General features: G+C 73.1%; 21 protein-coding genes and 1 pseudogene. 13 read left to right on the top strand and 9 right to left on the bottom strand.

Going from position 1 to position 25,392, the window contains the following annotated elements; genetic code table 11:
- The first annotated feature begins 111 nt into the window (after positions 1 to 111).
- Positions 112 to 2,475: an ATP-binding cassette domain-containing protein gene (locus F4692_RS15980; RefSeq protein WP_218858648.1), complete on the top strand. Its 2,364-nt coding sequence runs from the start codon at positions 112 to 114 to the stop codon at positions 2,473 to 2,475.
- Positions 2,476 to 2,501: 26 nt separating this feature from the next.
- Here the strand turns inward: F4692_RS15980 and F4692_RS15985 are convergent, their stop codons facing one another.
- Positions 2,502 to 3,293: an Fpg/Nei family DNA glycosylase gene (locus F4692_RS15985; RefSeq protein ID WP_179620704.1), complete on the bottom strand. Its 792-nt coding sequence runs from the start codon at positions 3,291 to 3,293 to the stop codon at positions 2,502 to 2,504.
- A 62-nt stretch (positions 3,294 to 3,355) separates the two neighbouring features.
- Between F4692_RS15985 and mmuM the strand changes: the two genes are divergently transcribed.
- Entirely contained in the window at positions 3,356 to 4,276 is a 921-nt protein-coding gene (gene mmuM, locus F4692_RS15990; protein WP_179620705.1) for a homocysteine S-methyltransferase, read from the top strand.
- Between the two features lie 11 nt (positions 4,277 to 4,287).
- Here the strand turns inward: mmuM and helR are convergent, their stop codons facing one another.
- Positions 4,288 to 6,492: an RNA polymerase recycling motor ATPase HelR gene (gene helR, locus F4692_RS15995; RefSeq protein WP_179620827.1), complete on the bottom strand. Its 2,205-nt coding sequence runs from the start codon at positions 6,490 to 6,492 to the stop codon at positions 4,288 to 4,290.
- 49 nt (positions 6,493 to 6,541) lie between these two features.
- Here helR and F4692_RS16000 point away from each other — a divergent pair, with 49 nt between their 5' ends.
- Together F4692_RS16000 and F4692_RS16005 are read left to right on the top strand one after the other, a co-directional pair.
- Positions 6,542 to 7,000 carry a PaaI family thioesterase gene (locus F4692_RS16000; protein ID WP_179620706.1) on the top strand — a complete coding sequence of 153 codons (459 nt, stop codon included), beginning with the start codon at positions 6,542 to 6,544 and terminating at the stop codon, positions 6,998 to 7,000.
- A gap of 114 nt (positions 7,001 to 7,114) precedes the next feature.
- Positions 7,115 to 7,459: pseudogene (locus tag F4692_RS16005) on the top strand (MFS transporter); the annotation flags it as partial.
- A 173-nt stretch (positions 7,460 to 7,632) separates the two neighbouring features.
- Here F4692_RS16005 and F4692_RS16010 read toward each other — a convergent pair.
- Entirely contained in the window at positions 7,633 to 7,980 is a 348-nt protein-coding gene (locus F4692_RS16010) for a DNA polymerase ligase N-terminal domain-containing protein (protein ID WP_179620708.1), read from the bottom strand.
- Positions 7,981 to 8,036: 56 nt separating this feature from the next.
- Here F4692_RS16010 and F4692_RS16015 point away from each other — a divergent pair, with 56 nt between their 5' ends.
- From F4692_RS16015 to F4692_RS16030, 4 genes are all read left to right on the top strand, one after another.
- Entirely contained in the window at positions 8,037 to 8,489 is a 453-nt protein-coding gene (locus F4692_RS16015; protein WP_179620709.1) for an SRPBCC family protein, read from the top strand.
- A gap of 21 nt (positions 8,490 to 8,510) precedes the next feature.
- Positions 8,511 to 10,226 (top strand): cation:proton antiporter, encoded by a 1,716-nt coding sequence (locus F4692_RS16020; RefSeq protein WP_179620710.1) that lies wholly within the window; start codon positions 8,511 to 8,513, stop codon positions 10,224 to 10,226.
- A 63-nt stretch (positions 10,227 to 10,289) separates the two neighbouring features.
- Entirely contained in the window at positions 10,290 to 11,129 is an 840-nt protein-coding gene (locus tag F4692_RS16025; protein ID WP_179620711.1) for an aldo/keto reductase, read from the top strand.
- A gap of 25 nt (positions 11,130 to 11,154) precedes the next feature.
- A complete protein-coding gene (locus F4692_RS16030; RefSeq protein WP_179620712.1) occupies positions 11,155 to 11,844 on the top strand; it encodes a peptidylprolyl isomerase in 690 nt (229 codons plus the stop codon).
- On the opposite strand, the gene F4692_RS16035 is transcribed toward F4692_RS16030, so the two are convergent.
- A complete protein-coding gene (locus F4692_RS16035) occupies positions 11,831 to 12,277 on the bottom strand; it encodes an OsmC family protein (RefSeq protein ID WP_179620713.1) in 447 nt (148 codons plus the stop codon). The two genes, F4692_RS16030 and F4692_RS16035, sit on opposite strands and share 14 nt — an antisense overlap.
- Before the next feature lie 167 nt (positions 12,278 to 12,444).
- Complete coding sequence (locus tag F4692_RS16040; protein WP_179620714.1) at positions 12,445 to 12,588, bottom strand: hypothetical protein; 144 nt, start codon at positions 12,586 to 12,588, stop codon at positions 12,445 to 12,447.
- 183 nt (positions 12,589 to 12,771) lie between these two features.
- Between F4692_RS16040 and F4692_RS16045 the strand changes: the two genes are divergently transcribed.
- From F4692_RS16045 to F4692_RS16065, 5 genes are read left to right on the top strand one after another with little or no spacing between them, the layout of a single operon-like run.
- The gene (locus F4692_RS16045; RefSeq protein ID WP_179620715.1) at positions 12,772 to 13,602 is read left to right on the top strand and encodes a formate dehydrogenase accessory sulfurtransferase FdhD; all 831 of its coding nucleotides are present in this window, start codon (positions 12,772 to 12,774) and stop codon (positions 13,600 to 13,602) included.
- 55 nt (positions 13,603 to 13,657) lie between these two features.
- Positions 13,658 to 14,860, top strand: coding sequence for an exonuclease SbcCD subunit D (locus F4692_RS21865; protein WP_179620716.1), 1,203 nt, complete (start codon positions 13,658 to 13,660; stop codon positions 14,858 to 14,860).
- Entirely contained in the window at positions 14,857 to 17,847 is a 2,991-nt protein-coding gene (locus F4692_RS16055; protein WP_179620717.1) for an AAA family ATPase, read from the top strand. The genes F4692_RS21865 and F4692_RS16055 overlap by 4 nt, the downstream gene beginning before the upstream one ends.
- A 31-nt stretch (positions 17,848 to 17,878) precedes the next feature.
- Entirely contained in the window at positions 17,879 to 19,399 is a 1,521-nt protein-coding gene (locus F4692_RS16060; RefSeq protein ID WP_179620718.1) for a TldD/PmbA family protein, read from the top strand.
- The gene (locus F4692_RS16065; protein ID WP_179620719.1) at positions 19,399 to 20,787 is read left to right on the top strand and encodes a metallopeptidase TldD-related protein; all 1,389 of its coding nucleotides are present in this window, start codon (positions 19,399 to 19,401) and stop codon (positions 20,785 to 20,787) included. The genes F4692_RS16060 and F4692_RS16065 overlap by 1 nt, the downstream gene beginning before the upstream one ends.
- Before the next feature lie 520 nt (positions 20,788 to 21,307).
- Here F4692_RS16065 and F4692_RS16070 read toward each other — a convergent pair.
- The 4 genes from F4692_RS16070 to F4692_RS16085 form a co-directional block, all read right to left on the bottom strand.
- The gene (locus F4692_RS16070; protein ID WP_218858650.1) at positions 21,308 to 21,577 is read right to left on the bottom strand and encodes a hypothetical protein; all 270 of its coding nucleotides are present in this window, start codon (positions 21,575 to 21,577) and stop codon (positions 21,308 to 21,310) included.
- Positions 21,574 to 22,839: a TFIIB-type zinc ribbon-containing protein gene (locus F4692_RS16075; protein ID WP_179620720.1), complete on the bottom strand. Its 1,266-nt coding sequence runs from the start codon at positions 22,837 to 22,839 to the stop codon at positions 21,574 to 21,576. Before F4692_RS16075 ends, F4692_RS16070 begins: the two co-directional genes overlap by 4 nt.
- A gap of 15 nt (positions 22,840 to 22,854) precedes the next feature.
- Positions 22,855 to 24,036: an SHOCT domain-containing protein gene (locus tag F4692_RS16080; protein WP_179620721.1), complete on the bottom strand. Its 1,182-nt coding sequence runs from the start codon at positions 24,034 to 24,036 to the stop codon at positions 22,855 to 22,857.
- 62 nt (positions 24,037 to 24,098) lie between these two features.
- A complete protein-coding gene (locus tag F4692_RS16085; protein ID WP_179620722.1) occupies positions 24,099 to 25,385 on the bottom strand; it encodes a serine hydrolase domain-containing protein in 1,287 nt (428 codons plus the stop codon).
- Positions 25,386 to 25,392 lie beyond the last annotated feature (7 nt).

Below are 25,392 nucleotides of genomic sequence, written 5' to 3' on the forward strand. Positions count from 1 at the left end.
CCACACCATCCCGAGGGACGGGGCCGTCACATCGGGGCGCCGGGGCCCGTCGTACTGGCAGGATTGGCCGCGATCGAGCAGGCAGCACGGACACCCGGGGAGATGCCCAGCATGACCACCACACACCCAGCCGACGACCACGCCCTGATCCGCGTCGAGGGAGCCCGGGAGAACAACCTGAAGAACGTCAGCGTCGAGCTGCCCAAGCGCCGGCTGACGGTCTTCACCGGCGTCTCGGGGTCGGGCAAGAGCTCGCTGGTGTTCGCGACCATCGCGGCCGAGTCCCAGCGGATGATCAACGAGACCTACAGCGCCTTCGTGCAGGGCTTCATGCCCTCCCTCGCCCGCCCGGACGTCGACCACCTCGAGGGCCTGACGACCGCGATCATCGTCGACCAGGAGCGGATGGGCGCCAACCCGCGCTCGACCGTCGGCACCGCGACCGACGCCAACGCGATGCTGCGGATCCTCTACAGCCGCCTCGGGGACCCCTACGTCGGCCCGCCCACGGCGTACTCCTTCAACGTCCCGACCCGCAAGGCGAGCGGGATGATGACCACCGAGAAGGGTGGCCGCACCGAGCGGCGCATCGCCAAGCAGGAGGTCTACCTCGGCGGCATGTGCCCGCGCTGCGAGGGCATGGGCAAGGTCAACGACATCGACCTCACGGCGCTCTACGACGAAGAGAAGTCGCTCTCCGAGGGTGCGCTGACGGTGCCCGGCTACTCCATGGACGGGTGGTACGGCCGGCTGTTCGAGGGCATGGGCCTGCCGATGGACAAGCCCATCAAGTCGTTCACCAAGAAGCAGCTCGAGACGATGCTGTGGTCGGAGCCGACGAAGCTCAAGGTCGAGGGGGTCAACCTCACCTTCACCGGGATGATCCCGCAGATCCAGAAGTCGATCCTGTCCAAGGACCCCGAGGCGATGCAGCCGCACATCCGGCGCTTCGTGGACCGGGCGGTGACCTTCCAGACCTGCCCGGACTGCGAGGGGACCCGGCTGACCCCCGAGGCCCGGAGGTCGAAGATCAACGGCAAGTCCATCGCCGACCTGTGCGCGATGCAGATCAGCGACCTCGCCGAGTGGGTCCGCGACCTCGACGAGCCGTCCGTCGCGCCGTTGCTCAAGGGGCTCCAGCACCTGCTCGACTCCTTCTCCGAGATCGGGCTCGGCTACCTCTCCCTGGACCGTCCTGCGGGCACCCTGTCCGGCGGCGAGGCCCAGCGCACGAAGATGATCCGCCACCTCGGGTCGTCGCTGACCGACGTCACCTACGTCTTCGACGAGCCCACCATCGGCCTGCACCCGCACGACATCGAGCGGATGAACAACCTCCTGCGGCAGCTGCGCGACAAGGGCAACACCGTCCTGGTGGTGGAGCACAAGCCCGAGACGATCGAGATCGCCGACCACGTCGTCGACATCGGCCCCGCGGCCGGCGCCGCCGGTGGGCAGATCTGCTTCGAGGGCGACGTCGAGGGCCTCCGCGCGAGCGGGACCATCACCGGCACGCACCTCGACGACCGCGCCCGGCTCAAGGACGCCGTGCGCGAGGCCACCGGGACGATGGAGGTGCGCGGCGCGAGCACGCACAACCTCAAGGACGTCGACGTCGACGTGCCGCTCGGCCTGCTGACCGTGGTCACCGGAGTCGCGGGCTCCGGGAAGAGCTCGCTCATCCACGGCTCGCTGGCCGGCCGCGAGGACGTCATCGTGATCGACCAGGGTGCGATCAAGGGCTCGCGGCGCAGCAACCCCGCGACCTACACCGGCCTCCTCGAGCCGATCCGCAAGGCCTTCGCGAAGGCCAACGGCGTGAAGCCCGCGCTGTTCAGCTCCAACTCCGAGGGCGCCTGCCCCACCTGCAACGGCGCCGGGGTGATCTTCACCGAGCTCGGCCCGATGGCCACCGTCGAGTCACCCTGCGAGGAGTGCGAGGGCCGCCGGTTCAAGGCGGAGGTGCTCGAGCACACCCTCGGCGGCAAGGACATCGCCGAGGTGCACGAGATGTCGGTGACCGACGCCCGCGAGCACTTCGGCGCGGGCGAGGCGAAGATCCCGGCAGCGCTCAAGATCCTGGACCGCCTCGCCGACGTCGGCCTGGGCTACATCACGCTCGGCCAGCCGCTCAGCACGCTGTCCGGCGGCGAGCGGCAGCGCATCAAGCTCGCGGTGCAGATGGGGGAGAAGGGCGACGTCTACATCCTCGACGAGCCGACGACCGGCCTCCACCTCGCCGACGTGGAGAACCTGCTCGGCCTGCTCGACCGGCTCGTCGACGCGGGCAAGTCCGTCATCGTCATCGAGCACCACCAGGCGGTCATGGCGCACGCGGACTGGATCATCGACATCGGCCCCGGTGCCGGGCACGAGGGCGGCACCATCGTCTTCGAGGGCACCCCGGCCGACATGGTCGCCGCGCAGGAGCCGACGCTCACCGGCAAGCACCTCGCTGCCTACGTCGGGGCCTGAGGTCGATCCCGGCTGGGAACCTGTGCTCAGGCCTGGCAGACCGGGCACCAGAACAGGCGCCGGGCGGCGATCATCGTGTCCAGCACCGCCGTCCCGCAGACACGGCACGGCAGCCCCGCCCGGCCGTACACGTAGTGGGCGTCCACGCGCCGCGGCCGTCCGGCGGGGCGCTCGCGGTCCTCGGGCCGCGTGGTGACGATGCGACCCGCGCGGACGCCGGCGCGCAGCAGCACGACGAGGTCGTCCCAGAGCGCGTGCAGCACGGCGGCGTCGTGGTCGCGTCCGGGACGGTACGGCTCGAGCCGCTGCCGGAACAGCACCTCGGCGCGGTAGACGTTGCCGACCCCGGCGACGACGGACTGGTCCATCAGGAGGGTGGCGACGGGGGCCCGGCTGCGCAGCACGCGCGCCACGAACGCCTCCCGGTCGGGGCGACGACGCAGCGGGTCGGGACCGAGCCTGGCGAGCACCGCCTTCCGCTCCCCGTCGGTCATCACCTCGCACGCGGTGGGGCCACGCAGCTCGAGCCAGTGACCGGCGCCCTGGAGCCGCAGACGCAGGGCGCCGCGGGGGAGCGGTGCGGGCAGGGCGCCGTCGCGGAACGTGCCGTAGAGGCCGAGGTGCACGTGCAGCCAGAGGTCGTCGTACTGGTGGAAGAGGTGCTTGCCCCACGCGTCGGTGCGGGTCAGGACGCGCCCGTCGAGCAGCGCGGCGCCGTCCTCGAACCGTCCCTGCGGGCTGTCGGCGGACACGCGCTCACCGCCCAGCAGCCGGGCGTGGCGGCGGGCGAGACGGTGGATGGTGTGGCCTTCGGGCACGCGGCGATCGTCGCCGACGAGACCAAGCGGCGGGCACACCCCTCGGGTGCCAGACTCGTGCCGTGACCCGTGACAGCCTCCGCGGCAGCCTCGCCGACACCATCGCCCGGCGTCCCGTCGTCCTCGACGGCGGCCTCGCGACCCTGCTCGAGCGACACGGCCACGACCTGTCGAGCGACCTCTGGTCGGCGCGCCTGCTGCGCGACGACCCCGACGCGATCGGCGCCGCGCACCGCGAGTTCTTCGCCGCAGGTGCGGAGGTCGCGATCACCGCGTCCTACCAGGTGTCCTTCCAGGGCTTCGCGTCCGAAGGGGTCGAGCGGGGCGAGGTCGAGCGGCTCCTGCGGCGCAGCGTGGCCGTCGCCGCCGAGGCGCGCGACGACACCGCGCCGGGCGGCTGGGTCGCCGCCTCGGTGGGCCCCTACGGCGCGGTGCTGGCCGACGGGTCGGAGTACCGCGGCGACTACGACCTCGACGTCGCGGGCCTGCGCGCCTTCCACCGGCCACGGCTCGACGTCCTGGCCTCCACCGTGGGAGACGGCGCCGACGTGCTCGCCGTCGAGACCGTGCCCTGCCTGGCCGAGGTCGAGGCGGTGCTCGCCGAGCTCGACGGCACCGGCGTGCCGGCCTGGCTCTCGCTGTCGGCCGCGGGCGGCCGTACGCGCGCGGGCGAGCCCCTCGAGGACGCGTTCGCCATGGCGGCCGACGTCGCCGAGGTGCTGGCCGTGGGCGTCAACTGCACGACTCCGAGCGACGCCGGGGCCGCCGTGCCGCTCGCCGGCCGGCACGGCGCCGTCGTCGTGTACCCCAACTCGGGTCAGGGCTGGAACGCCGTCACGCGGGAGTGGGAGGGCCGCTCGGCGTTCGACGCGGCCGACGTCGCCGCGTGGGTGGAGGGCGGTGGCCGGCTCGTCGGCGGGTGCTGCCGGGTCTCGCCCGAGGACGTCAGCGCTCTGCGGGACGCCCTCGCAGCACGGCCGTGACCACGAGGCCGTCATGACCTGAGCACCACCAGCCGCTCGGTGGCGCGCGTCATCGCGACGTAGCGGTCGACGGCTCCGGCGACCCCTGCGCCCAGGTCGTCGGGGTCCACGAGGACGACGAGGTCGAACTCCAGGCCCTTGGCGAGCTCCGGGGTGAGCGACCGCACCCGGGGGTGCCAGCGCCCGGGCAGCCTCCGCACGTCCGCGGTGACGACGGCCCCGGTGCCCTCGGGGTGCGTCGCGAGCCACTCGTCGACGACCTCCTCGAGCCGGGTCGCGGGGGAGTGGAGCACCGGGACCCCGCTCTCGCGGACCGATGTCGGGACGTTGGCACCGGGCACGGCGGCGCGGATCACGGGCGCCGCCTCGGCCATCACCTCCGCCGGCGTGCGGTAGTTGATCGTCAGGGGAGCCACCGTGGCGTCGGGCAGGCCGATGCGGGCGAGCCGCTCGGTCCACGGCTCGGCGAACCCGCGGCGAGCCTGCGCGCGGTCGCCGACGACGGTCAGGCTGCGGGAGGGGCAGCGGCGCAGCAGCATCTGCCACTCGGCGTCGGTGAGCTCCTGCGCCTCGTCGACCACGACGTGGGCGAAGGGTCCCGCCAGCACGTCGACGTCGTGCGTCGGCAGCGCACCGTCGTCGACGAGCGCCGTGCGGAGGTCGTCGTGGACGAGCATCGAGACGAGGCCGTCGCCGAACTCGTCGGCGCCGCTCTCGCGGGCCGTGGTCCGCAGGTCGTCGACGACCTCGTCCATCCTGGCCCGCTCGCGTGCCTCCGCGGCTGCTGCCTGCCTCCTGCGTCGCGAGGCCTCCGGGTCCCCGAGGCGCAGTCGCGCGGCGTCGAGCAGCGGCAGGTCGGCGTACGTCCAGGCGCCGGGGTCGTCGCGGCGCAGCGCACGCACCTCGTCGGCCTCCAGCCACGGAGCGCAGCGCCGGAGGTAGGCGGGGACGGTCCAGAGGTCGCCCACGAGGTCCGTGTGCTCGATCAGCGGCCAGGCGCGGTCGAACGCGTCGCGCAGGCCCGCGTGCCGGTCCAGGAACCGCCGGACCTCGTCGCCGGTGGGCTCCTCAAGCACGTCGACGGCCTTGTCCACGAGGATCGTCACGACCTCGTCCCACACGTCGTCGCGGGCGAGGTTGTGCGGCGTGCCGGGATCCGCGGCGTCGAACGCCTCGGCCCACTCCGCCGCGGTGATCCGGACGTCGGCCCACGGGGTCTCGACGACGTACGCCTCGGTCGGCGGCTCCTCGTAGAGCGCCACCGCGGGCTCGATGGCGGCGACCATCCGCAGGTCCGACTTGAGCGCGGCGACACGGTCGTCGGGCTCGGGGACGGCGGCGGGGGACTCGGGCACCAGGTCGCGGACCGTGCACGTCCGGACACCCTCCTCGCCGAGGCTCGGGAGCACGTCGGCGACGTAGGCGAGGTAGGGCTCGTGGGGCCCGACGAACAGCACCCCGCCCCGGCGGTGCCCGAGCCGGGGGTCGGCGTAGAGGAGGTACGCCGTGCGGTGCAGCGCCACGACCGTCTTGCCCGTGCCGGGACCGCCGTCCACGACGAGGGCGCCGCGCGAGCCGGCACGGACGATGGCGTCCTGGTCGGCCTGGATCGTGCCGAGCACGTCGCGCATGCGGGGCGTACGGCTGCCGCCCAGGGTCGCGAGGAACGCCGACTGGTCGTCGAGCGCCGCCGTGTGGCCCAGGCCCTCGTCGGTGAACGCCTCGTCCCAGTAGTCCACGACACGACCGTTCGCCCACCGGTAGCGGCGGCGGCTGACGAGGCCCTGGGGGTGGGCGTGCGTGGCGGCGAAGAACGGCTCGGCGGCGGGGGAGCGCCAGTCGACGAGGAGCCGGCGGCCGTCGGGGCCGGCGAGGCCGAAGCGACCGACGTACGTCGGCTCCGTGCCGTCGGCGGGCACGATCCGGCCGAGGCAGAGGTCGAGGTCGTACCTGCGCAGTGCGCGCAGCCGCGAGGACAGGCGGTGCACCTCCTGGTCCCGCTCGAGCGCCGCCGTGCCGTGGCGCGCAGTGGTGCGCCGGGCGTCGGCGAGCGCCTGCTCGAGCTCGGCGACGGCGTGGCCCAGGCTCACGCCGATCGCCGCGAAGTGGGCGCGGTCGGCATCGATGAGGTCGGGCGCGGCCTTGGCTGCGAGGGCGTCGGGAAGGGCGAACGGGTGGGTGTCTGTGGGGGTGTCTGTGGGGGCGTCCTGCGGCATCACGCCGTGCAGTGTGGGGCAGCGCGGGGGCCTTGCGGCAAGCCCCCTGATGGCCTATACGTTGAGAGTGGAGGAAGCCGTGGGCCTCGGATCCGTCCCGATCCTGGAGGCCATGGGCATCCGAGTCGTGGAGGTCCGGGCGGGACTCGCCACCGCCGAGCTCCCTCCCGAACCCAACGTGAACCACTTCGGCGTCACCTACGCCGGGTCGTTGTTCAGCCTCGCCGAGATGCTCGGCGGCGTGCTGTGCCTGCGGACCTTCGACCTCGAGGGCGAGCTCGCGGGGTACGTGCCGCTGGTCAAGGAGTCGACGATCCGGTTCCGCCGGCCGGCCGTCGGGGTCGTCCGGGCGACGACCACGCTGTCGCCGGACGAGGTGACGCGGGTGCGCGCCGACGCCCTGGCGACCGGCAAGGGGGAGTTCGGGCTCGAGGCCACGCTGACCGACGTGCAGGGCGAGGTCGTCGCCTCGACGGCCGGCACCTACCAGCTCCGGCGCCTGGGGTGATCTCGCGCTCGTTCACGCTCTACTGGCGCGCGGCGGCGGTCTCCGGCCTGGGCACGTACGTGACGTTGTTCGCGCTGCAGGCGCTGGTGGTGCTCACCCTCGACGGCGCCCCGGCTCGTGCCCCGGTCCGACCTGCAGCCCGCGCACGCGCGCATCGACGGCGCCGACGCCGTCGCCTCGACGACCGGTCCCGCGCTGGGCGGGCTGCTGGTGAGTGCGGTCGGGGCGCCGCTCGCCGTGGTGCTCGACTCGCTCACCTATCTCTGGTCGGCGTTCGCACTCAGCCGCATCGACCACGAGGAGCCTCCGCCCCGAACCGGCCTGACGGCCCGCGGGCTGCAGTCCGACATCGCCGACGGCGTGCGCTGGGCGGTGTGGTTCGTCGCGGTCGGCGTGTTCGCGACGGTCACCGTGGGGCTGGCGCTGACGCCGTTCCGGGACGCGCGGGCGCCGGCGTAGCAATTGGATGGTGGAGCCGGGAGGCCACGTCGTGACCTCAGGACTCCACCGTCCTTCAGTGGCTTCGTGACGTCGCCGCGACGCGGGGCTCAAACCCACTGGCACACGTGAGAATGTCGCCGATAACTGACATTATGTCATTATCTGATGACCGGATCCCGGCTGGGGCTGCCTCACGTGCTCCCCTGCTCCTTGGTCAGGTGGAGCAACCACTGGGTGCCGCCGGTCTGGATCAACGCATAACGGCGTACGCCCTCGCGGCCGTGCAGCGAGAACACCAGACGTCGCTCGTCGCGGTCGTGCTCGTCCCACGTGCCGGTGTCGGCGACCGTCTTGTGCTCGTCCTCGTGGTCGACGTGCTCCAGGTCGTGGTCCGCCACGGCGATCGCGAGCCGGTCGTGCGCGGAGTCCTGCGGAAGGCCCTTGGGCACCGCCCAGCTGCGCAGCACCCCGTCCTCCTCGAGGCGCAGGTCGAAGTGCGGCGAGGGCTTGCGGTGGTCATGCAGCACGAAGCGCGGCATGCGCCTCACACTAGCGCGCGGCGCGTGCCATCGCGGCCGCCTGGGTACCGGACCGGATGCTGACCTTCGTACGCACGGTCGCCGCGGACGCGCCGTCATCCGCGGTGTACGCCTTCCTCGCCGACTTCACCTCCGTCAACGCCTGGGACCCGCGGGCGTCCGGCGCACGGCGCGTCGAGGGCGACGGCGGCACCGGCTCGGTCTACGAGTGCGAGGTGGCGTTCGCCGGCCGTACCGTGCCGATGCGCTACACGGTGACGCGGCTCGAGCCAGACGCCGTCATCGAGTGGGTCGGTGAGAGCGACCTGGTGGCCGCCCACGACCTCATCGAGCTGCGCAGCCACGGCGGCACGACCGTCGTGGAGTACACGACCTCGTACCGCTACCGCCGCCTCCCCCGGCTCGCCGACCGGCTGGCCGCGCGGTCGGTGGCGCGCCTGTGCGACGACGCGCGCGCCGGGCTGCAGTCGGCCCTCGACGCGCTCGGCGGGCGGGCGCGCGTCGGCTGACGCCGTCCTACCCTTGCGGGCGTGCACCTGCTCACCCTGGCCATCGCGGCGCTCACGGCCATCGTCGTGGCCGCCGTGCTGTCCCGCCGGACCGGGATCGCGACTCCCCTGGTCCTGCTCGTCGTCGGCATCGTCTTCAGCCTGGTCCCCGCCACGCCGGAGTTCGAGCTCGAGCCCGACTGGATCCTGCTCGGTGCGCTGCCACCGCTGCTGTACGCCACGGCGGTGCAGGTGCCGGTCATCGACCTGAGACGCAGCTTCGGCATGATCACCTGGCTCTCCGTCACGCTGGTCGTCGTGTCGGCCCTCGCCGTCGGCGCGGTCGTGCACCTGGTCGTGCCGGAGGTCTCGTTCGCCGCCGGAGTCGCGCTGGGCGCGGTCGTCAGCCCCACCGACGCCGTCGCCGCGACCGCGATCGGCAAGCGGCTCGGACTCCCCCACCGGCTGATGACCGTGCTGGAGGGCGAGAGCCTGCTCAACGACGCGTCGGCCCTCGTCGTGCTGCGCACCGCCCTGCTCGCGATCACGGCCGGCTTCAGCCTCGGCGACGCGGTCCTCGACTTCGTCCGCGCGGTGGCGCTGGCGGCGCTCGTCGGGTACGTCGTCGGGCACGCCACCGTGTGGCTGAGGAGCCGGCTCGACGACCCCGTCCTCACGACGGCGGTCAGCTTCATCGTCCCGTTCCTCGCCTTCCTCCCCGCCGAGGAGGCCGAGGCCTCCGGCGTGGTCGCCGTCGTCGTCGCGGGCCTCGTCGCGGGCCACCACGGGGCACGGCGGTTCAGCGCCCGCGAACGTCTCACCGAGCGCACCAACTGGCTCACCCTGCAGTTCCTCGTGGAGAACGGCGTCTTCCTCCTGATGGGCCTGCAGCTGGAGTCGCTGCTGCGCGACCTCGACGACTCCTCGAGCACGCCGCAGGAGGTGCTCGGCATCGCAGCCCTCGTGCTCGCGCTCCTCCTGGTGCTGCGCGTCGGGTTCGTCGGCGTGGAGATCCTCGGCGAGCGTCGTCAGCAGCCGAGGCTCGACGCCATGCGCAGGCGGCTCGACCAGATCAGCGACCGCGTGGACTCGATGGCCGACCAGGGCGGTCCGCGCATCGACAGCCCGCGCGGGCAGCAGCGGATGTCGCAGTTCCGGCGGCGCGTGGCGCGCGGTCGCGCCGACGTGGCCTACCAGGCGAGCGAGCCGGTGACGGCCCGCGGCGGGGCCGTGCTGTCGTGGGCGGGCATGCGGGGCGTCGTCACCCTCGCGGCCGCCCTCACGATCCCGCCCGAGGTCGAGGAGCGCACGCTGCTCGTCACCGTCGCGTTCGTCGTCGCGGTCGTCTCGCTCCTCGTGTACGGCGGCACGCTGCCGCTGCTGATCCGCAGGCTCGGCGTCTCCGGGGTCGACCCCGACCGCGAGCGTGCCGAGGTGGCCGAGCTCTTCGGCGACATCACCACCACGGCCGCAGCCGCCCTGGGCCCCCTCGACCAGATCGTCATCGACGGGCAGCCGATCGACCGCGACCTGGCCGAGCAGCAGCTCGCCTGGCTCGAGCGGGTCGAGGAGCACCGCGCCGGCGGCACCCCCGAGGCGCTGACGCAGCAGGCGCAGCGGCTGCTCCTGCACCGTGAGTTCATCTCGCTGATGCGCGAGGCCCTCCACGAGGAGCGGGCCATCGGGGCGTACAGCACCGGAGCCCTCGCCCGCGCCTCGTCCATGATCGACGCCCAGGAGCTGCGCCTCGACCGCTGACCCCGCCCACCACGGGCTGTGGACACGGTCCCCGGTGCTTGGCGGGGGCCCTACGTTGGGTCCATGGCCCAGATCCCGACCTACGACCTCAACGACGGCACCACGATCCCCGCGATCGGCTTCGGCACCTATCCCCTGCGCGGCGAGGCCGGCACCACCTCGATCCTCGGTGCCCTCGAGGCGGGCTACCGCCTGGTGGACACGGCGGTGAACTACGAGAACGAGTTCGAGGTCGGTGAGGCGCTCCGCCGCTCCGGCCTGCCCCGCGACGAGGTGCTCGTGGCGAGCAAGATCCCCGGCCGCCACCACCGCTACGACGACGCCATCGCGTCGGTGCGCGCGTCCCTCGACCGTCTCGGCCTCGAGCACACGGACCTCCACCTCATTCACTGGCCCAACCCGAGCCAGGGTCACTACGTCGAGGCGTGGCGCGCGCTGGTCCAGCTGCAGAAGGACGGCCTGGTCCGCTCCATCGGCGTCTCGAACTTCACCGAGGAGCACCTCACCCGGATCATCGACGACACCGGGGTCACCCCAGCGGTCAATCAGGTCGAGCTGCACCCCCGCTTCCCGCAGGAGGCGCTGCGCGCGGTCCACGAGCGCCTCGGGATCCGTACGGAGGCGTGGAGCCCGATGGGCAAGCGCCGGGCCCCCCTCGACGAGGACGCCGTGACGGCGCCCGCCGAGGCGTACGGCGTCACGCCGGGCCAGGTCATCCTCCGCTGGCACGTCCAGCTCGGGTCACTGCCGATCCCCAAGTCGGGCGACCCGGCGCGGCAGGCGCAGAACCTCGACGTCTTCGGGTTCGAGCTCACCGACCAGGAGATGGCGGCGATCTCCGGGCTCGCCGAGCCGGACGGGCGCCTCTTCGGCGGCGACCCGGACACCCACGAGGAGATGTGAGGCGGCGCTGGCTATCCTCGGCGCCATGCTGAAGCGACTGGCCGCCGTGGCCGCCTGCCTGTCCGTGCTCGCCCTCGCCGGGTGCGGCAACGAGAGCGACGGGGGTGACACGGCCTCCGACGCCACCGAGACCACCGACTCGCCGGCGGCCACCGTGACCTGCGAGTACCCCGAGGACGGCCAGGAGGCCGCGCGCGAGGTCGACCCGCCGCCCGCCGACGCCGAGTCCGAGGGCACCGTGACCGCCACCATGACGATCAGCTTCGGCGACATCGGCCTGACGCTGGACCGCGCGGACGCCCCCTGCACCGTGAACTCGTTCGTCTCGCTCGCCGAGCAGGGCTTCTACGACGACACCCCGTGCCCGCGGATCGGCGACCAGGACGGCTTCGGCATCCTGCAGTGCGGCGACCCGACCGGCACCTCCTCGGGCGGGCCGGGCTACTCCTTCGGCGACGAGCTGACCGGCGACGAGACCTACCCGGCCGGCACCCTCGCGATGGCCAACGCCGGAGCGGACACCAACGGCTCGCAGTTCTTCCTGGTCTTCCGCGACTCGCAGTTCCCGCCGAGCTACACGACCTTCGGCACGATCGACGAGGCCGGGCTGAAGGTCATCGACGCGATCGCGGCCGAGGGCAACGACAACAGCAACCCGGCCGGTGGCGGTGCACCCAACAAGCCCGTCACCATCGAGAAGGTCACGATCGGCTGACCGGGTCGTAGACGACCTCCTCGCCGAGCTGGACCGTCCGCGAGACCGAGCACAGCCGGTCGCGCGACATCTCGATCGCCGACTGCAGACGCTCGCGCGCCGCGTCGCCCTCAGGGCTGTCGGGGAACGCGACGTCGAACGCCACGCGCAAACCGGTGACGTGGTTGCCGTGCTCGTCGCGCACCTTGCGGCCCTCGGCGTGGACGTCGAACGTCGTGCTCGTCGTGCGCTTGTGGGTGATCGCCTCGACGTCGAGCGCGCTGCACCCGGCGATCGCGGCGAGCAGCAGCTCGACGGGCGTGAAGTCGGGGTCCTCTCCCCCGGTCCCGAAGAACGTCTCACCGCCTCGGGCGTTGGTCGCCTTGAACCGGGCGGGCCCGATGCGGGTGAGCTCGACGCTGCGCAGCTGCGGGTCCGGGGTCTGGTCGCTCATGGCCTCCACGATGCCAGAGGCCGGACGGTCCCCCGGACCGCTCCCCCGCAAATCAGGAACACCCTGCCGGACGGGGGATCCGACAGGGTGCCTCCACCACCGCGGCGCGCGCTGGGCGCGGCTCGGGGCGGACGTCCGACGTGGGGTCGGACGCGCGCCGCACTGGGTCAGCGGGTGACGCGACGCTCAGCGCGGCGGGCGCGACGCTCCTCACGACGGGCGATCTCGATGTTGCGCAGGAGGGCTCGGTCCTCGGTCGAGCGCGCTCGCGCGTCGACGAGGCTGAGGGCGAGGTGCAGCTGCGGGTTCATCGGAGATCAATCCTTCCGAGGGCGTGTGGCCCTCACGTGGTGAGCGAATGTGTAAGACGTTGCCACTCCTTTGCGGCTCTTACATGTTACGTGCGGGTAGCAGCCCGGTCCGCATCCGCGACGGGGTGATCTCGACCACCCGCGAGGGCGGTGCGCGCAGGTGTCGTTGGCTAGGGTCGGGACGTGACGACGCAGCGCGCTCGACGCCCGGGGCCCTCGGTCCGTACGCGCGTGGTGGAGCACACGGACGCGGCCCCGCTCGAGCGCGAGGACCGGCTGATCACCGAGGAGCCGCTCGAGATCCGTGTCCGCACCGCGGCCCTGCCGGCGCGGCGCGCCTGGGTCACGATGCGCACCCCCGGGCACGACTTCGAGCTGGCGGCCGGCTGGCTCGTCAACGAGGGCCTCGCCACGGCGGACGCGCTCGCCCAGGTCGCCTACTGCACCGACACCGACCTCGCACCCGAGCAGGAGTTCAACGTCGTCACGGTCACCCTCGCCGGGACCACCGCAGACCTCCCCCACCGCCACGTCGCCGCGTCCGCCGGGTCGTCGGCGTGCGGGGTGTGCGGCAAGGACAGCGTCGCGGACGCGCTCTCGACGCGCGCTGCGGCGCCGTGGCCCGGCTCCCGGCCCGCACCGGAGGTCGTACGCCGCCTCCCGGAGTCGCTGCGCGAGCGGCAGACGCTGTTCGCCCGGACCGGCGGCGTGCACGCGGCCGGCCTCGCCGACGCCGACGGCACGATGCTCGTGGTCCGCGAGGACGTGGGACGGCACAACGCGGTCGACAAGGTGGTCGGCGCGAGGGTCCTCGCCGGCGACCCGCCCGCAGCCGCGTGCCTCGTGCTCAGCGGACGCGTCGGGTTCGAGCTGGTCCAGAAGGCCGCGGCCTCCGGCATCGGGAGCATCGTGGCCGTCGGCGCGCCGACGAGCCTCGCGGCCCGGCTGGCCGACGAGGCCGGCATCGACCTGTGGGGGTTCACCTCCCCGGGGCGGTCGGTCCGCTACTCCTGAGCGGTCGGCGGCGTGGTGGCCCGACGCTGTCGGTGCGACGTCCTACGGTCGTCCCGTGCGCATCCTCCACACCTCTGACTGGCACCTGGGGAGGTCCTTCCACCGTGAGGACCTCCTGGGCCACCAGGGTGCGTTCGTCGACCACCTGCTCGAGGTGGTGGCGCGGGAGGAGGTCGACGTCGTCGTGGTCTCCGGCGACGTCTACGACCGGGCGCTCCCCCACGTCGACGCCGTCGCGCTGGCCGACGAGACGTTCGCCCGGCTCGCCGCCTCGCGCGCGCAGGTCGTGGTGAGCAGCGGCAACCACGACAGCGCGCAGCGCCTCGGCTTCGGCTCCCGGCTGATGGACGCCGCCGGCGTGTTCGTGCGCACCGACGCGTCGAGCGTGGGCAGGCCCGTCGTGCTGCACGACCAGCACGGGGACGTGGCGATCCACGCACTCCCCTACCTCGACCCCTCGGCGTTGCTCGAGCCCTGGGCGCTCGCTCGCCGCAGCCACGAGGTCGCGCTCGCCGAGGCCATGGTCCGCGTGCGCGCCGACCTCGCCGCCCGCCCCGCGACGACCCGGTCGGTGGTGATGGCTCACGCGTTCGTCGCGGGCGCGACACCGTCGGAGTCCGAGCGCGACATCAGTGTCGGGGGCGTGTCGCGGGTGGCGACGGGGCTCTTCGACGGCATCGACTACACCGCGCTCGGGCACCTGCACGGCCGCCACGTGCTGGCGGAGGGTCTGCGCTACTGCGGCTCGCCGCTGGCCTACTCGTTCTCCGAGGCCGACCACGTCAAGGGGTCCTGGCTCGTGGAGCTCGGCGCCCGGGGCCTCACCTCGGCGACGTGGATCGACGCCCCGGTCCCCCGCCGGCTCACCCGCCTCGCCGGCACCCTCGCCGAGCTCCTGACCGACCCGTCCCTCGCCGACCGGGAGGACGACTGGGTCCAGGTGACGCTCACCGACGACCGGCGCCCGGCCCGCGCGATGGAGAAGCTGCGCCGCCGTTTCCCGCACACCCTGGTCCTCCAGTTCCCGACACCCGTCGCCGACCCCCGCACCCCCGGCCGTCCCGCCGCCGGCACGAGCGACCACGCCATCTCCCTCGACTTCGTACGCCACGTGCGCGGCTCGGCGGCCACCGCGGCCGAGTCGTCGCTGCTCCGGGAAGCGATCGACGCCTGCTGCCACGACCCCGACCAGGACGTCCTCGTCGGCAGCACCGCCGGTCCCGGCGGCGTCGGCGACCACGGGGAGGCCACGGCGTGAGGCTGCACCGGCTCGAGGTCACCGCCTTCGGCCCCTTCGCCGACCCCGTCACCGTCGATTTCGACGCGCTCTCCGACGCCGGGTTGTTCCTGCTCAGCGGGCCCACCGGCGCTGGCAAGTCGAGCATCCTCGACGCCGTGTGCTTCGCGCTCTACGGCGACGTCCCCGGCGACCGGGCCGTCGCCAAGCGGCTCCGCTCGGACCACGCGGCCCCCGGCGTCGCCCCGCGCGTCGTGCTGGAGGCGACCTTGTCGGGGCGCCGGTTCCGCATCGACCGGTCACCTGCCTGGACCCGCGCGAAGAAGCGCGGCACCGGCACCACGACCGAGCAGGCACGGGTGGTCATCTCCGAGCGCCGACCGGGGGGTCCCGGCGAGCCCACCGCCGAGTGGCACCCGCTCAGCACCCGGCTCGACGAGACCGGGCACCTCGTGACCCGGCTCGTCGGGATGACGCTCCCCCAGTTCTGCCAGGTCGCGCTCCTGCCGCAGGGGCGGTTCCAGGCGTTCCTCCGTGCCCGGTCCGACGAACGGCACGCCCTGCTCCAGCAGGTCTTCCAGACGGGTCGCTTCGACCGCACCGAACGCTGGCTCCGCGAGCGTCGGGTCGAGCTCAGACGGACGTCGGAGTCGCACCGTGGCGCCGTGGCCGACCTGGTGAGCCGGACCAGCGAGGTGGCTGGCGACGTGCCCCCCGAGGACTGGTCCTCCGACCCCGACCTGCTGCCCGGGTGGGTCACCGGGCTGGCGGACGCCGCTGCGACCGCGTCCAGCGAGCAGACCGTGCTCGTCGAGGCCGCCGTCGCGGCCGAGGTCCGTGCCGCCGACGCCAGCGCCGCCGGCACCGAGCTCGCCGGCCTCCGTGCGACGTACGCCGCGGCTCGGCGCGCCCGCGACGAGCTCGCAGCGGGCGCGGAGGAGCACGCGAGCCGCCGGCGTCGTGCGGACGAGGCGCAGCGAGCCGGTGCGGTGCGTCCCCTCCACGACCTGGCTGTCCGCTCCCGTGCGGAGGTCGACGCCCTGGAGCGCCGCGCCGCCGACTCCCACGACGCGCTCGGCTCGCTCCTCGGCGAGCCCACCCTCGACGAGCGGGCCGTCGCCGAGCACCACCGCACCGCGACACGTGCGCTCACCGACATCGCCCGGGTCCGCCCGCTGCTGCGCCAGGCCGACGACATCGACCGTCAGCACGACCGCGTGCTCCGGGCACGCGAGCAGACCGGGGTCGAGGTCGACCGGATCGAGGCGCGCGTCGCGGAGATCCCCCTCGCCCTGGCCGAGCTCGAGCCTGCCCTCGCGCAGGCGCGCGCGGCGGCGGCGACGGCCGAGGAGGTCGAGCGCGACCTGGGGCAGCTGCGAGTCCGGGTGCACGCCGCCCGCACCGCCGAGACCCTGGCCGCCCGGGTCGCGGCTGCCAGCGAGGAGCTGCGCGCGGCCACCGACGCGCGCCTGCTCGCCCGCGAGACGCTCGTCGAGATCCGCGAGCGGCGGCTCGACGGCATGGCCGCCGAGATCGCCGCCAAGCTCGCCGTCGGTGCGAGCTGCCCGGTGTGCGGCTCGCACGACCACCCGCGTCCCGCGTCGCCCGCGCAGGGTGCCCCCGACGAGGCCGCGGAGCGTGAGGCGCGTCGCGAGGTCGACGACCTCGAGGTCGTCGTCGAGGCGCACGCCCAGCAGGTCCGAGGGCTCGAGCAGCAGCTGGCGACCGCCCGGGCGGAGTCCGGCGATTCGCTCCGCGGCCTCCTCGCCGAGGAGGCGGCGGCACGTGCACGGCTCGACGAGGTCCGCGCCCTGGCCGCCACGACCGCCCCGCTCGCCGGCCGGGTCGCCTCGCTCGAGGAGGAGCAGGCGAGGCTGACCGAACGTCGGGCGGCCCTGATCGCCACGGCTGCCCAGCAGGACGCCGAGGCTGCGGGCCTCGCCGCGCGGGTGGCGGCGCTGCGAGAGCAGGTGGACGCCGTGGTGGCCGGGGGTACCGACCTCGACGCGCTCGCCGCACACCACCAGCAGGTCGAGTCGCTCGCCCAGGAGCACCAGCGGCTCACCACCGAGCTCGCTCGGGCGCGCACCACCGCGACCAGCACGCAGGAGGCAGCCGACGAGGTGGCGATCGCCCGGGGATTCACGTCCTCCTCCGTCGCCGCCTCGTCCTGGCTGGCCGAGCCCGAGCTCGACGCCCTGCAGCAGGCCATCGAGCAGCACGAGCGCGAGGTCGCGCGCGTCGGCGACCTCCTCGCCGACGACGCGCTCGTCCGCGCAGCGGCGTCCGAGCCCCCCGACCTCGAGGCGCTCGCCCGGGCACACCACCACGCCAAGGAGGCGCTCGCGACCGCCCGGCAGGCCGAGGTGGCCCTGCGGGACCGCGAGCGCCGGCTGCGCGCGCTCCAGGGCTCCCTCACCGCCGCCCTCGACGCGTGGCGTCCCGTGCTCACCGACCTCGACCTGGTGGGCGACCTGTCCGCCCTCGTGGAGGGCAAGCACCCCGACAACCGTCACCAGATGAGGCTCTCCGCCTACGTCCTGGCCCACCGGCTCAGCCAGGTGGTCGAGGCAGCCAACCTGCGCCTGTCCTCCATGAGCGACCAGCGCTACTCCCTGGTCCACACCGGGCAGCGGGGAGCCGGCGAGACCCGCGGCGGGCTCAGCCTGCTCGTGCGCGACGACTGGACGGGAGACTCGCGCGACCCCGCGACGCTGTCCGGTGGCGAGACCTTCGTCGTCTCGCTGGCGCTCGCCCTGGGTCTCGCCGACGTCATCACCGACGAGGCCGGCGGCGCCGACCTCGACACCCTGTTCGTCGACGAGGGCTTCGGCTCGCTCGACGCCGAGACGCTCGAGGACGTCATGGACACCCTCGACACGCTCCGCGACGGGGGCCGGGTCGTCGGCGTCGTCAGCCACGTCCCCGAGCTCCAGACCCGGATCCCCACCCAGCTGCGGGTGCACCGGCGGCGGACCGGCAGCCGCACCACGCTCACCCTGGCCTGATCCGGCAGCGCGGCTGGGCTAGGTTCGTGCCATGAGTGCGCCCGGACTCGACCCGACCTTCAGCGACCTGCCGCACCGCCGGCTCGGCGAGGTGGCCCTCGCCCGGGCCCAGGAGCTGGGCGCCAGTCACGCGGACTTCCGCTTCGAACGCAACCGCTACCAGTACCTCGGTGCCCGGGACGGCGTGCTGCAGACCGCCAGCGACGCCGAGGACCTCGGGTTCGCCGTACGCGTGGTCCACGCCGGCGCGTGGGGCTTCGCCTCCGGCGTCGTCCTCACCGACGACGAGGCGCGCCGTGTCGCCGAGACGGCCGTCTCCGTCGCCAAGGTCGCCGCGGCCATGACCTCCACCCCGGTCGAGCTGGCACCCGAGCCCGTCCACGACGACGTCACCTGGATCTCGGGCTACGAGGTCAACCCGCTCGACGTGCCCACGCGCGAGAAGGCCGCGCTGCTCGTCGACTGGACCGAGCGGCTGCGGACGGGGTCGGCAGTCGCGCACGCCACGGCGTTCCTCCAGCAGGTGCAGGAGAACAAGTACTACGCCGACCTCGCCGGCACCCGGACGACCCAGCAGCGCGTACGCCTGCAGCCCGGGTTCGAGGCCACCGGCGAGGACGCCGACACCGGCATCTTCGACTCGATGGCCTCGATCGCCCCGCCGGTCGGCCGCGGATGGGAGTACCTCACCGGCTCCCACTGGGACTGGGACGCCGAGCTGGCGGAGGTGCCCGAGCTCCTCGCCGAGAAGCTCACCGCACCGAGCGTCGAGGCGGGGGCGTACGACCTCGTGGTCGACCCGTCCAACCTGTGGCTGACCATCCACGAGTCCATCGGGCACGCGACCGAGCTCGACAGGGCCCTCGGCTACGAGGCCAACTACGCCGGCACCTCGTTCGCCACCTACGACAAGCTCGGCACCCTGCAGTACGGCTCCCCCGTGATGAACGTCCAGGGCGACCGCACGCAGGAGCACGGGCTGGCCACGACCGGCTACGACGACGAGGGCGTGCAGACCCAGAGCTGGGACATCGTCCGCGACGGCGTGCTCGTCGGCTACCAGCTCGACCGGTCGATGGGTCACCTCAAGCCCGAGCTGAACGCAGGACGCTCCAACGGCTGCGCCTACGCCGACTCCCCCGGCCACATCCCCATCCAGCGGATGGCCAACGTCTCGCTGATGCCCGGCACCGACGGCCTCACGACCGAGGACCTGATCGGCAGGGTCGAGCGCGGCATCTACGTCATCGGCGACAAGTCGTGGTCGATCGACATGCAGCGCTTCAACTTCCAGTTCACCGGCCAGCGGTTCTACAAGATCACCGACGGCAGGCTCGACGGCATGCTGCGCGACGTCGCCTACCAGGCGACCACCACCGACTTCTGGGGCTCGATGGAGGCGGTCGGCGGTCCGGACACCTGGGTGCTCGGCGGCGCGTTCAACTGCGGCAAGGCCCAGCCCGGCCAGGTCGCGGCGGTCAGCCACGGCTGCCCCAGCGCACTCTTCCGCGGCGTCAACATCCTCAACACCATCGACGAGGCAGGCCACTGATGACGACCTCCCCCCAGCAGCTCGTCGAGCACGCGCTCGCCGTCTCGACGGCCGACGACTGCATCGCGATCGTCCGCGACATCACCAGCGCCAACCTCCGCTGGGCCAACAACACCCTCACCACCAACGGCGTGATGACCGAGGTGTCCGTCACCGTGGTCAGCTTCGCCTCCGTGGACGGCGGCATCGCGACCGGCTCCGTCTCCGGCAGCGCGGCCACCACGGAGCAGGTCTCCGCCCTCGTCGCGGCGGCCGACGCGGCCGCGCGCAACGGCTCGCCCGCCGAGGACGCGGCCGAGCTGGTCGCCGACGTCACCTCTCCCGACTGGGACCTCGAGGCGCAGACCACCGACATCGGCGTCTACGACTCCTTCGCACCGGCGCTCGGCGAGGCGTTCGGCCAGGCTACGGCCGAGCACCGGCTCCTCTACGGCTTCGTCAACCACGACGTCGCCACGACCTACCTCGGCTCCACCCGGGGGCTGCGGCTGCGCCACGCCCAACCGACCGGGCACTACGCCTGCACGGCCAAGGACTCCTCGCTGACCCGGTCGGCCTGGACCGGTGGCGCGACCCGCGACTTCAACGACGTCGACGCCGCCGCGATGGCCGCGACGGTCGCGCAGCGGCTCGGCTGGGCGGACCGGCGCATCGACCTGCCCGCCGGCCGCTACGACACGATCCTGCCCCCGTCGTCGGTGGCCGACCTGATGATCGACGCCTACTGGGGCGCCGGCGCCCGCGTCGCCCACGAGGGCGAGTCGGTCTACAGCCGGCGTGGCGGCGGGACCCGGATCCACGACAAGGTCGCCGCGCCCGGGGTGAGCCTGTTCTCCGACCCGGCGTACGCGGGCCTGGAGTGCGCGCCCTTCGTGATCGCCGGCGCGTCGGACAACACCGACTCGGTCTTCGACAACGGCCTCGCGCTGAAGCGTACGGACTGGATCCGCGACGGCCTGCTGACCGGCCTGATCCAGACCCGGCACTCCGCCGGCATGACCGGTCAACCGGTGACGCCGATGATCGACAACCTGGTCCTCGAGACCGGCGACGGCGCGGGCAGCATCGAGGACCTGGTCGCCGGCACGCAGCGCGGGCTGCTGCTCACGTGCCTGTGGTACATCCGCGAGGTCGACCCGCAGTCGATGCTCCTGACCGGCCTGACCCGCGACGGGGTCTACGTCGTCGAGGACGGCGAGATCGTCGGCGCCGCCAACAACTTCCGCTGGAACGAGAGCCCGATCGACCTGCTCAACAGGTTCAGCGCGGCCTCCGCCACCGTGCCGAGCTTCAGCCGCGAGTGGGGCGACGACTACTTCTCGCGTACGGCCACCCCGGCGCTGCGGATCCCCGACTTCAACATGTCGAGCGTGTCGCAGGGCGTCTGACCGTCCGCAGGTCGGCGTGCCGGGGGCGGCTTCGCGGACACGTGTGGCGGTCCTGGTCCCCGCGTCGGCGTGCCGGGGGCAAGTTCGCCGACACGTGTGGCGGTTCTGGCCCCCGGGCCGGCGTACGAGGGGCGGCTTCGCGGACACGTGTAGCGGTCCTGGCCCCCGGGCCGGCGTACCAAGGGCGACATCGCGGACACGTGTGGCGGTCCTGGCCCCCGCGTCGGCGTACGAGGGGCGGCTTCGCGGACACGTGCGGCGGTCCTGGCCCCCGGGCCGGCGTACGAGGGGCGACATCGCGGACACGTGTAGCGGTCCTGGCCCCCGGGCCGGCGTACCAAGGGCGACATCGCGGACACGTGCGGCGGTTCCGGCCCCCGCGTCGGCGTACGGGGGGCAAGTTCGCGGACACGTGCGGCGGTCCTGGCCCCCGGGCCGGCGTACCGGGGGCGACATCGCGGACACGTGTGGCGGTCCGTGCCCCCGGGCCGGCGTACCCAGGGGCGCGACCGCGACGACGTCAGCGAAGCCGCTGGACCCGCTGGCGGTGCTTCGAGGAGTTGTCGCCGTCGATGCTGGACTTGCGGGTCCGGGAGACGTGGTCGACCTTCTCCTGCCCGCCGGTCACCTGCTGGGCCTCGATGATCGTGTCGCGCTCGTAGGCGTGCGACTTGTCGGTGTTGCGGTAGTAGCGGTAGAGCGCCCAGTAGGTCGCCGCCGCACCTGCCGGACCGGCGGCGAGGATCCAGACCGGGGCCGAGTCGCCGGCCATGACGACGACGTCGATCATGCCGTCGCCACCAGGATCGCGCCGGCGATGCCCTCGAGGAACGTGCCGACGGTGAGCGCCGCGGTGATGAGCCGCCACTGCGAGACCGGCACGCTGCCCATGGTCTCGCCCGTGCGGGCGTTGACCGCGATGTAGTGCAGCGTCTGGGTGTTCTCCTGGTAGTAGGAGTAGAGCCACACGGGCAGGTACATCGACACCCAACGCGACCCGCCGACGTCGACCTGCTCGGCCTCCCACCGCACGCCGCGGTCGAACTGGCCGAGGGACCCCTCCACCTGCGAGCGCCCGATCGAGAGCAGCTGCTCCTCCATCACGGGGTGCAGGTCGTCGACGTCGAGGTCGCGCTTCTCGCTGGTGAAGCCGACGAGGTAGCTGGAGTTCCACTTCACCGCGTTCTTGGTGTCGAACGGCAGGATCGTGTTGATGATGTTGTTGGTCGTCGACCCGTCGAAGTCCCTGCGGTCGGCGGCCCCCTCGATGGTGAGGTCGTCGACGGTGAGCCCCACCGAGCGCTGCACCTGGTAGACGTCGGCGGCGTAGTAGGTGACGGTGTTGTCGCCACTCTTCTCGGTCCAGCGGCGGGTCTGCACCTCGCCCTTGCCGACGTACGTCGTCTCGGCGCGCGCGTCGATGACGAGGTAGGGCAGGTAGACGCCCAGGACGTTCTCCGGGACGAACTCCTTCTTGAAGCGCGGGTGCGCGAAGAGGCGACGCTTCGAGGCGAACTCGCGGATCCGCTCGACCGCCTCGGCATGCGTGAGCCGGAACGGCAGCACGGCGTCGGGGACGGCACCGTTCGGCGTCTGCTGGTTGATGTTGAGGGTGTGGCGGCACCAGTGGCAGCGCGCGTTCATCGCGTGCGCCGTGTCGACCACGACCTCGGCCCCGCAGCCGCCGCACGTGAGCGTGACCTGGTCCGCGACGTCGGCGGCGATGGTGCCGGCGCCGCCGGCGATCACCGTGCCGTCGAGCTCCTCGATGCCGACACCGAGGCCGAACTCCTCCTCGACCCGGTCCTCCTGCCACTGGTGGCGGCAGAACAGGCACACGAGCATCCCGGTGGACGCGCGCAGCTGCACGTCGGTCGAGCCGCACTTCGGGCAGCGGTTGATCCCATCGGCGAGCTCGGCGTTGACGGTGTCGATGTCGGGCCCGGGCTCGGGTTCGGCACGCGCGGCGGCCAGCTCCTCCTCGAGGGAGAGGGGCGGACCGTCGAAGACCGGGGCGTCCGGGTCCCGGGGCGGCTGGGCGTCCTGCGTCATCTCAGTGGACCGCGCTCAGAGTCCCAGCGCCTTGGCCTTCGCCGCGTCGTAGTCGTCCTGGGTGATCAGCCCGGCGTCGAGCATCTCCTTGGCGCGCTTGAGGACGGCGACCGGGTCGTCGGCCGCCGGGGCTGCAGGGGCCGCAGGCGCCGCCGCAGGCGCCGCCGCCGGTGCGGCCGGCTGCTGGAGCCCGCCGAGCCCCATCCCCCCGGTGGCCATGCCCATCCCGACCAGGCCGCCCGGCCCGGCGTTCTCGCCGGCCGCCTCGATGCCGGCGGCGACCGAGGCCTGGAGGTTGGAGTTGCCGCGCGAGCCGGAGAGGGCGTCGGCGCGCTGGACGTTCTTGAGCAGCTCGCGGGTGTTCTCGTCGTACTCGATGGAGATGATCGCGGTCTTGACGATCTCGAGGCCGCGATCGGTGCGCCACTGGTAGTTCTCCTCGACCGCGGCCGAGAGCGACTGCGCGAAGCCGACGGAGTCCTGCTGCAGGCGGCTGATCCGGTTCCCCTTGGCAGGGTCGTTGGTGTACATCGAGAACGCCGGCGCGAGGGAGCCGACGACCTCGTTGAAGAGCTGCTCGCCGGCGGGGTTGTCCATGTCGGTGAAGTCGAAGACACCGCGGCCGTTGATCACCCCGGCGGGGACGAAGTTGCGGATGAAGGTCAGCGGGTCGCTGATCTTGATCGTGTAGGTGCCGCGCGTGACGGCGCCGACCTGGGTGTTGAGGAACGCGTCGTCCCAGTAGATCTCCGACTGGGTGCCGAACCGGTTGTTGGGCAGCTCCTTGAGCGCGACGAAGAGGGCCGTCTGCTGCGAGCCCGGGCGACCGCCGAACTTGAAGCGCTCCCAGCTCTGCTTGATGATCGAGTCGACCAGGCCGCCGCCGGAGAAGACCGACTGCGAGGCGCTCTCCTCGGAGTCCCAGACGTACGCGCCGGGCTGGGCGGCGAAGCCGGTGAAGGCACCGTCCTCGAGCAGCACCAGGCCGTAGCCCTCGGGCACGACGATCTTGGAGCCGTTGGTGATGACGCCGTCGGAGGCGCCGCCGTTGGCGCCACGTCCGGCGTTCTGGTCCTTGCGCACGGCCGGGAAGAGGGCCGCGGTCGGGGCGAGCCCCTCAGGGACGCCGAAGAAGTCGAGCCACTGATCCGCGAGCGTCCCGCCGATGGCACCGCTGACCGCCTGGATGAGTCCCATGTCCGTTCCCTCCCCGTTGGATGCGGGTGCACCCTCGGAGCACCCGGCGGCAACAGTAGCGGTCAGCGGGGGTGTCCGCCCGGGATCGCCACGTCGGGGTCGTAGGGCGTACGCGTGTAGACGAAGGTCGCGCACTGGAGGTTGCGGATCGCGCCGTCCGGACGTCGCACCACGTCGAGCACCTCGCCGCGGTGGTAGCCCAGCGTGCCGACCAACCGCAACCCGACCACCTCGAACCGGTCGGTGACGACGTTGCCGCGTGCCATCGACCGCAGCTCGAGGCCCTCGTTGTGCCAGCGCACGTCGTAGGCGGTGTTGCCCCAGAACCACAGGCCGGGCACGCCGTGCGCCTCCGGCGGGAGCACGATGGTCGGGCGCCACGGCGCCGGACGGGTGTCGTCGGCGTCCGGGTCCCCCTCGATGAGCGACACCGCGAGCGCGCGGGGGTCGATGCCCGTGGTGGCGTTGGTCAGCACCACGGCGCCGATCCCGCTGTCGGGGTCGACGTGGAGGGCGGCCAGGAAGCCGGGCATCGACCCGTTGTGGCCGACGAGGCGGCCGCCGGGGTGCATGCCGAGCATGAGGCCGAGCCCGTAGTCGTCCGTCACCGGCTGCCGCATCTCCTCCAGCGTGGCCGGGGCGAGGACGTCGGGGCGCGAGCCGCCGAGGACCTGGCCCCACGTGACGAGGTCGGCGAGCGTGGACCAGAGCTGGCCGGCGGGCGCCATCGCGCCGGTGTCGGCCAGCGGCTCGTGGACCCGGATGCCGGTGAAGTGGTCGACGCTCCACCCCGGCTGCGCGCCGGGCCGCGGCAGGTAGGACGTCGCCCGCATCCCGAGCGGCTGCAGGAGCCGCTCGGCGACCAGGACCCGCCACGGCGCCCCCGTCCTGCGCGCGACCACCTCGCCGAGGAGCGCGTAGCCGAGGTTGGAGTAGTGGAACAGCTCCCCCGGCCCGGCGACGCGGCCGCTGCCGTCGTTGGCGCGGGCGAGGGCGGTGAAGTCGCCCCCGCGGGTGCGCTCCCACCACTCGCCGCGCGGCTCGCTCTGCATCCCCGACGTGTGGGCGAGCGCGTCCCGCACCGTCACCTCGCCGTACCCCACGTCCCCGAGGTGCCTCGACAGCGGGTCGTCGAGGTCGAGCAGCCCGGCGTCGCGCGCCTGCATCACGAGGACCGCCGTCAGCGTCTTGGTGATCGAGCCGATGCGGTACTGCCCGTCGAGCCCGGGTGCGTCACCGGCGCCGCCGGCCCACACCGCGCCGTAGCGGTCGAGGACCGCGCCGACCACGGAGGTGAGCCGCCCCTCGGCCTGGGCGACGTCGAGCAGGCGCTGGCGCTGGTCGCTCATGACCGCA

Origin of the sequence: Nocardioides cavernae, assembly GCF_013410035.1 — a bacterium.
GTDB classification, from domain to species: Bacteria; Actinomycetota; Actinomycetes; order Propionibacteriales; family Nocardioidaceae; genus Nocardioides; species Nocardioides cavernae_A.

What these genes read in the sequence shown, in the direction of transcription:
- F4692_RS16080 (WP_179620721.1), bottom strand. Translation starts at nt 24,036, where the DNA reads ATGGGACTCATCCAGGCGGTCAGCGGTGCCATCGGCGGGACGCTCGCG.
- F4692_RS16075 (WP_179620720.1), bottom strand. Translation starts at nt 22,839, where the DNA reads ATGACGCAGGACGCCCAGCCGCCCCGGGACCCGGACGCCCCGGTCTTC.
- F4692_RS16025 (WP_179620711.1), top strand. Translation starts at nt 10,290, where the DNA reads ATGGCCCAGATCCCGACCTACGACCTCAACGACGGCACCACGATCCCC.
- F4692_RS16085 (WP_179620722.1), bottom strand. Translation starts at nt 25,385, where the DNA reads ATGAGCGACCAGCGCCAGCGCCTGCTCGACGTCGCCCAGGCCGAGGGG.
- F4692_RS16060 (WP_179620718.1), top strand. Translation starts at nt 17,879, where the DNA reads ATGAGTGCGCCCGGACTCGACCCGACCTTCAGCGACCTGCCGCACCGC.
- F4692_RS16065 (WP_179620719.1), top strand. Translation starts at nt 19,399, where the DNA reads ATGACGACCTCCCCCCAGCAGCTCGTCGAGCACGCGCTCGCCGTCTCG.
- F4692_RS16070 (WP_218858650.1), bottom strand. Translation starts at nt 21,577, where the DNA reads ATGATCGACGTCGTCGTCATGGCCGGCGACTCGGCCCCGGTCTGGATC.
- F4692_RS16010 (WP_179620708.1), bottom strand. Translation starts at nt 7,980, where the DNA reads ATGCCGCGCTTCGTGCTGCATGACCACCGCAAGCCCTCGCCGCACTTC.
- F4692_RS16000 (WP_179620706.1), top strand. Translation starts at nt 6,542, where the DNA reads ATGGCCTATACGTTGAGAGTGGAGGAAGCCGTGGGCCTCGGATCCGTC.
- helR (WP_179620827.1), bottom strand. Translation starts at nt 6,492, where the DNA reads ATGCCGCAGGACGCCCCCACAGACACCCCCACAGACACCCACCCGTTC.
- F4692_RS16035 (WP_179620713.1), bottom strand. Translation starts at nt 12,277, where the DNA reads ATGAGCGACCAGACCCCGGACCCGCAGCTGCGCAGCGTCGAGCTCACC.
- F4692_RS16015 (WP_179620709.1), top strand. Translation starts at nt 8,037, where the DNA reads ATGCTGACCTTCGTACGCACGGTCGCCGCGGACGCGCCGTCATCCGCG.
- F4692_RS16040 (WP_179620714.1), bottom strand. Translation starts at nt 12,588, where the DNA reads ATGAACCCGCAGCTGCACCTCGCCCTCAGCCTCGTCGACGCGCGAGCG.
- F4692_RS15980 (WP_218858648.1), top strand. Translation starts at nt 112, where the DNA reads ATGACCACCACACACCCAGCCGACGACCACGCCCTGATCCGCGTCGAG.
- F4692_RS16030 (WP_179620712.1), top strand. Translation starts at nt 11,155, where the DNA reads ATGCTGAAGCGACTGGCCGCCGTGGCCGCCTGCCTGTCCGTGCTCGCC.